Here is a 6,189-nt window from a genome sequence, read left to right on the forward strand (position 1 = left end):
GATCTAAACCAGGGAATGCCGATATGAACGCTCCGTTTCTCATCGCCAAGGGTATCACAAAGCGCTTCGGTGCCTTGACTGCGCTTTCGGAGGTCGATCTGGAAATCCGGTCGGGTGAGGTGCTGGCGCTTCTGGGCGACAATGGCGCGGGTAAGTCGACGTTCATCAAGGTTCTGGCGGGCGCGCATTCGCCAAGCGACGGTGAACTCCTGATCGATGGCGTGCCGGTCGCGTTTTCATCGCCGAAGGATGCAGCATCCGCCGGGATCGCGACTATCTTTCAAGAGCTCGCTCTTTCCGAAAATCTGACCATCTCGGAGAACGTGTTTCTCGGTCGGGAACTCAAGCGTTCCGTGCTTGGTGTCCCCTTCCTACGGCGCAAGGAAATGAAAGAGCGTGTCGCAGGTCTGCTCAAAGAACTTGAAGCGCATATTTCGGACCCGCAAGCGCCTGTGGGGAGCCTCTCGGGCGGTCAGCGTCAGGCGGTCGCCATTTGCAGGGCGCTTAACCTGAACGCGAAGCTCGTTATCATGGATGAGCCAACCGCCGCTCTTGCGGTTGCTGAAACCAGAAAGGTCCTTTCGCTGACGCGGCGCCTTGCCGAGCGCGGCTGCGCCGTGGTCCTCATCAGCCATAACATGGCCGATGTCTTCGAGGTCGCCGACCGGATCATCGTGTTTCGGCGCGGCCGGAAAGTCGCGGAAAAGATGCGCTCCGACACCAACCCCGAAGAGATCGTTTCATACATAACAGGCGCTCATCCCGACGTGCGTGCGCTGGAAAAAACAAACTAAAATGCACGTCCAATCCAGAGAGGATCGAATCCAATGTTCAAGAAAATAGGAAGAGCTCTAACAGTCTCCGTATTTTCCCTCATCATCGCTGGCGCTGCGGGAGCACAGGAAAAACCAAAGGTTGCCTTTGTCCCACAGCTGATCGGCATTCCCTATTTCAATGCCATGGAAGCCGGTGGCAATAAAGCAGCTAAGGAGCTTGGTGTCGATTTCATCTACAGCGGTCCGGTGGATACCAACCCGGTCGACCAGCTGCAGATCGTCCAGAGTCTGATCGATCAGGGGGTTGGCGCGATTTCTGTAAGCGTGCTGGATGCTTCCAGCATCGCTCCGGTCGTAAAGGCTGCGGAGGCAAAGGGTATCAAGCTCTTTACCAGTGATAGCGATGCGCCAGAAAGCGGGCGCGCGGTCTACGTCGCCCAGGCTACCGATGAAGGACTGGGCAGTACGATCATCGATGAGCTGGTGAAACGCGTCGGCGAGGATGCCAAGATCGGTATCGTTTCCGGCGAAGCGACAGCATCGAACCTGAATGCCTGGATCGGCTTCATGCAGAAACAGGCAAGTGCAAAATACCCGAAGCTGCAGCTGCTTGAGCCCCAATATGCCGGAGGAACGGCACAGCGCGCGGCGCAGATCTCAACCGATCTCATGGCCGCCAATCCGGACCTCAAGGCAATCATCGCGGTTGCTTCGACCACCTGCCCCGGCGTCGCACAAGCGATTGAAACTGCAGGAAAAACCGGATCAGTTATCGGTACCGGCTATTGCAGCCCCAATACCGCGCGGTCCTACATCAAGAGCGGGGCATTCGGTTTCAGCGTGCTATGGGATCCTGCCCGACTCGGATACCTGACTGTCTGGGCTGGCAAACAACTCATCGACGGCAAGAAGTTTGAAGCGGAAAACAAAGTCCCGGGTTTCGACCAGGCAGTTACCTACGACGCACAGAAGGGCATTCTGCTCCTCGGACCGCCCGCTGTGTTCACCGCTGAAAATGTCGACAAGTTCGATTTCTGATCGACGGAATGCGACCGATGCGACAGTTAAAGGACGGCATCTTTTCTTTGAACGGGCGCGAGCTGGCTTTGCTCGCCGCTTGTACATTGGCTATCATCGTTTTTTCCGTCGCATCGCCATATTTTGGCACTCCCGGCAATGCCGCCACCATCTTACGCAACAGTGTCGAGCTGCTTCTTGTTGGTTTGGGAATGACTCTTCTGTTGGCGATGGGTGGAATCGACGTATCGGTCGGGATCGTCATGGGTCTGGCGGCCATATGTGTTGGCCGAGCCCTGGAAGCAAATACAGATCCAGTTCTTACAGCCCTCGTGGGGCCAATTATCGGTGCGTTGCTTGGCCTTGTCACAGCTGCCGTAGTGGTGCTGGGTCGGATTCCAGCCATTGTCGGAACGTTGGGTCTTCTTGGAATTTACCGTACGGCAATATTCATTCTGCTCGGTGGTCAATGGCTTTCCGGCCTTCCCACCGGATTGACTGTTCTGCTTGGGACATCCTTGCTCGGTGTCCCCATCGCGGCTTTTGTTATCGTACTCGCTTACATCGCCGTTTGGGTAGCGCTTCGCCGGACACCATTTGGGCTTCACCTGCTGGCCATTGGCAACTCGGAAGAAAAAGCGCGGTTGTCGGGGATACCGGTGGCCAAGGTTCGCTTCGCGACATTCATCATCAGTGGCGCTTTGGCAGGACTTGCAGCAACCTTCTATGTCGCCAGCTACCGCAACGTCGAAATGACGATCGGCAGCACACTGGCGCTTGATGCCATCGCTGCGGTTGTTCTGGGCGGAACCAGCATTCTCGGAGGCAAATGCAGCCTGGTCGGCACCGTCCTCGGCGTGCTGCTTTTGCGGATACTGCAAAATGGTTTGTTGTTGATGGGAGTGCCTTCACTTTGGCAGCCCGTCGTCACTGGCGGACTGCTGATCGGCGTTCTCAGTGTCGAGGTTCTTTCGGCGCGGCTGCCAATGTCGCCACTCGGGTGGGCCCGCAGATGAACCGCGTTCGCAACCTGCAAGGTCCGGCTCTCGTTTTGAGTTTGCTCTCCTTATTATGGATCATCGTCATATTGGGGCTGTTGGCTCTAAAGCCCTCCGCCCTCAGTGTCGGTACGATCACGACGATCCTGCAGTTCTCAACCATCCTTGCGCTCGTGTCTCTCGGACAAGGGATGGTCATTCTGGCGGGCGGCGCCGGAATCGATCTGTCTGTTGGGGGAACGGTTTCGTTGTCAGCCGTTCTCGGGATGCTTGTATTGAAAGCGGGCCTTTCGCCCTTCTTCCTGCCTTTTGTCTGCATTGGAACGGGTACCGCCCTAGGAGCCTTCAACGGCGTTCTTGTAATGAAACTTCGCATCCTTCCACTGATCGCGACGTTGGGCACGTTTTTCGTCTATTCGGGAGTGGCGCTTTCCTTGACCGGCGGCTCAGCACAATCCGGTGTGCCCGATTGGCTGCTTTGGTGGGGTCGCGGCGTTCTGGCAGGAATTCCAGTGCCTTTCCTCACGATCGCCGTTCCGGCTTTTGCACTTGCAGGTATCGTTCTAGCTTGGACGTCGTGGGGGCGTTGGGTCTACGCGATGGGCTTCAACGAGCGATCGGCCCGCCTCGTGGGTGTCCCGGTCGATCGCGCGCGGCTGATCCTTTATAGCCTAAGCGGCACACTTGCCGGCGCAGCAGCTCTCTTTTCGTTGGCATGGTTGGGCAGCGGCCGGCCCAATATTGGGCAGAACCTTGAACTTGAATCGCTCACCGCCGCCATGCTCGGAGGAATTGCGATCTTCGGTGGACGTGGCGGTGTCGGCGGCGTGTTCGCGGCCGTTATGCTCTTGGTCACATTGAAAACCGGACTTCTGCAACTCAACGTCAATACAGTTTGGCAGGTGGGGATCGTCGGCGCCCTCCTGATTTTCGTTCTTCTCGCCGATCGTTTTTCCCAAAGCTGGAGATAATGATGCCAACCGTAGAGCAAACCATCGCCGAACGCGTCGAGGCGCGGTCCGATCGTATCGTGGAGACATTGAGCGCTCTGGTTTCATTTCCGTCGATCGTTAAGTCCAATCCTGCCGAGGCTGGCCCAGGCGAGCGCGATTGTCAGCTCTACCTGCAAAAGCGCCTGAATGCACTAGGCTTCGCAACCGATCTCTGGGATCCAGATGGCCCAGCGCTCTATGCCAAGTACCAAGGCCGCCCGGGTGCCAACAAAGGTCGAACCTTTGAAGGCCGTCCTAATCTTGGGGGGACTCTGAAGGGCAGCGGCGGCGGACGGTCAATCATGCTGACCGGTCATATCGACGTGGTGCCGCCAGGAGCCGCCGAGCACTGGACCACTGATCCGTTCGAGCCCGTTCTCAAGGACGGCTTTTTGCACGGCCGTGGTACAGTCGACATGAAGGGCGGCGTTGCCTGCATGCTGATGGCGGTCGAAATCCTCAAGGAACTCGATATTCCACTTTCAGGCGACATCGTCTTTACCACTGTCGTCGATGAAGAAATCGGTGGAATGGGTTCTCTGGCCATGGTTGACCGCGGCTTCCGCGCCGATGCCGGCATTATGACAGAGCCGACGGCAAACCGGATTGCTCCGCTCTGCCATGGCATTCTCTGGGGACGCATCATAATCGACGGAATCGGCGGTCACGCCGAATTAACCCCGAATGCGTGGTACACGAGCGGCCCGGTCGATGCGGTGCAGCTGTGCAGACAGATGCTTGATGGCATCGACATCCTGAACCGCCGCTGGATGTTTGACCCCAAAAAGAACCATCCCCTGATGGATTTGCCCAACCAGGTCATCGTCACCCAGATGAACGCCGGCGAACACCCTTCGTCTATGGCCGGCCGAGCAGAGATCATCATCGATGCCCAGTACCTGCCCAGCGAGAGGGATGAACTCGGCCTTGGCGGAAAAGTGAAGCGTGAGATCGAAGAGCATGTGTTCAATATCTGTCAGGCAGATCCGTATCTCCGGAACCACCCAGCTCGCGTAGAATGGATTTTGGATGCGGATTGCGCGGAAGTTCCAGCCGACAATCCCTTTATCGCGGTTTTCCAGCAAGCTGTTGGAAAAGCCAACCTGTCACCGGTTCTGTCGGGTTTCGGCGCACACAGCGATATCGGCTTGCCGACAGGCCTCGGGAACACGCCTACCGTCAACTTTGGACCTGGCGATCCAGCCCAGGCGCATCAACCGAATGAGCGTGTCTCTGTGCGCGATCTTGTCAATTGCACGAAGGCGATCGCGATCGCGATCGAGTACTGGTGCCGTTGAGAAGGTCGTCAAGGACGGCGATAGGGCGTGAGTCGAGATTTCCGACAATGTAAGGCCCTGTTTGGAAAGCCCGTGCACCTTATGCTGCGCACTATCGGTTGTTTCGGTCATGCGCGCGGCTACCAACACATAAAACCGCCATCCACGACGAGATCGATACCAGTTACGAATGAAGAAGCCCGGCTTGAAAGGAATATGGCAGGCCCGACCATTTCCTCAGGAACGGCAAGGCGGCCCATGGGAGTGTCCCGTTGAAATATTTTCACTTGATCGGCGACTTCAGCTCGACGGTTCATCGGTGTCAGCGTGTACCCCGGGCTGATCGAATTGACCCGGACACCTCTATCAATCCATTCCATTGCCAGGCTTTTTGACAGGTGGATAACCGCGGCCTTGGACGAGTTGTAGTCGGCTTGTTTCAAGTCACGATTGACTATCGAGCCTGACATTGAAGCGATGTTAATGATGGAGCCTCTCTTACGGGGCAGCATTACGCGTGCTTGCGCCTGACAGGACAAAAAAACACCCGTTACATTTACATCATAAACGCGTTGCCAGTTCTCCAGTGGAAGCGTCTCGGCATCTCCGCCAGCGCCAATACCTGCGTTATTGACAGCAACACCCAAAGAGCCGAGCTCCTTTTCTATAAAATCGATCGCTCTCTTTAGGTCCGCAGCAGAGGTTACGCTGCCTTCGAGCGTTAAGGCTCGGCGGCCAAGAGCGCGAATTTTATCCGCCGTTCCGTTCAAGCCGCCGTTTGAGAGATGGCCGAAGCAGGCTACGTCGGCCCCAGCCTCGGCCAAACCAATCGCTATGGCCTGGCCGATGCCGCTGCCCGCACCCGTGACCATCGCCACTTGTCCTCTAAGGTCGAACAATTCCATCGATCTCTTCCCTTCATCAGAATCCTGCCTGCGGCAACTGAAATGACTATAATCTACATGAAAAAAAGTCGCGTTGGTGTTCTAGAGCTGTCTGTCTCAAAAGTCCGATTTCAACGTATTGAATGTCCACTTCTCTAATCGGGCATTTGGGTCAAGCTCTTTTTTAATCTTCGGCGGCCTGATCGTTCACGCGGGTCACGCTTCTCTTCGCAGTCTGTTGGCTC

The 6,189-nt window shown here is 56.5% G+C and carries 6 protein-coding genes; 5 read left to right on the forward strand and 1 reads right to left on the reverse strand.

Translation table 11 applies throughout. The features are described from left to right. Nucleotides 1-23 precede the first annotated feature (23 nt). The 5 genes from C7476_RS23875 to C7476_RS23895 are packed head-to-tail and all read left to right on the forward strand — an operon-like array spanning nt 24 to nt 5,081. Entirely contained in the window at nt 24-794 is a 771-nt protein-coding gene (locus tag C7476_RS23875; RefSeq protein ID WP_114432391.1) for an ATP-binding cassette domain-containing protein, read from the forward strand. A 33-nt stretch (nt 795-827) separates the two neighbouring features. Further along, a complete protein-coding gene (locus C7476_RS23880; protein WP_114432392.1) occupies nt 828-1,814 on the forward strand; it encodes an autoinducer 2 ABC transporter substrate-binding protein in 987 nt (328 codons plus the stop codon). A gap of 17 nt (nt 1,815-1,831) precedes the next feature. Beyond that, on the forward strand, nt 1,832-2,809 hold the full coding sequence (locus tag C7476_RS23885; protein WP_245426523.1) for an ABC transporter permease: 978 nt from the start codon (nt 1,832-1,834) through the stop codon (nt 2,807-2,809). After that, a complete protein-coding gene (locus C7476_RS23890) occupies nt 2,806-3,762 on the forward strand; it encodes an ABC transporter permease (RefSeq protein WP_114432396.1) in 957 nt (318 codons plus the stop codon). Before C7476_RS23885 ends, C7476_RS23890 begins: the two co-directional genes overlap by 4 nt. After that, a complete protein-coding gene (locus C7476_RS23895) occupies nt 3,762-5,081 on the forward strand; it encodes a M20 family metallopeptidase (RefSeq protein ID WP_245426525.1) in 1,320 nt (439 codons plus the stop codon). The genes C7476_RS23890 and C7476_RS23895 overlap by 1 nt, the downstream gene beginning before the upstream one ends. Before the next feature lie 119 nt (nt 5,082-5,200). Here C7476_RS23895 and C7476_RS23900 read toward each other — a convergent pair whose 3' ends face one another. Then, on the reverse strand, nt 5,201-5,965 hold the full coding sequence (locus C7476_RS23900) for an SDR family oxidoreductase (RefSeq protein ID WP_114432400.1): 765 nt from the start codon (nt 5,963-5,965) through the stop codon (nt 5,201-5,203). Nucleotides 5,966-6,189 lie beyond the last annotated feature (224 nt).

The sequence above is a fragment of the Phyllobacterium bourgognense genome, assembly GCF_003337575.1.
In the GTDB taxonomy this organism is placed as follows: domain Bacteria; phylum Pseudomonadota; class Alphaproteobacteria; order Rhizobiales; family Rhizobiaceae; genus Phyllobacterium; species Phyllobacterium bourgognense.

Coding starts and splice junctions, on each gene's coding strand:
- C7476_RS23900 (WP_114432400.1), bottom strand. CDS start 5,965: ATGGAATTGTTCGACCTTAGAGGACAAGTGGCGATGGTCACGGGTGCG.
- C7476_RS23890 (WP_114432396.1), top strand. CDS start 2,806: ATGAACCGCGTTCGCAACCTGCAAGGTCCGGCTCTCGTTTTGAGTTTG.
- C7476_RS23880 (WP_114432392.1), top strand. CDS start 828: ATGTTCAAGAAAATAGGAAGAGCTCTAACAGTCTCCGTATTTTCCCTC.
- C7476_RS23895 (WP_245426525.1), top strand. CDS start 3,762: ATGATGCCAACCGTAGAGCAAACCATCGCCGAACGCGTCGAGGCGCGG.
- C7476_RS23875 (WP_114432391.1), top strand. CDS start 24: ATGAACGCTCCGTTTCTCATCGCCAAGGGTATCACAAAGCGCTTCGGT.
- C7476_RS23885 (WP_245426523.1), top strand. CDS start 1,832: ATGCGACAGTTAAAGGACGGCATCTTTTCTTTGAACGGGCGCGAGCTG.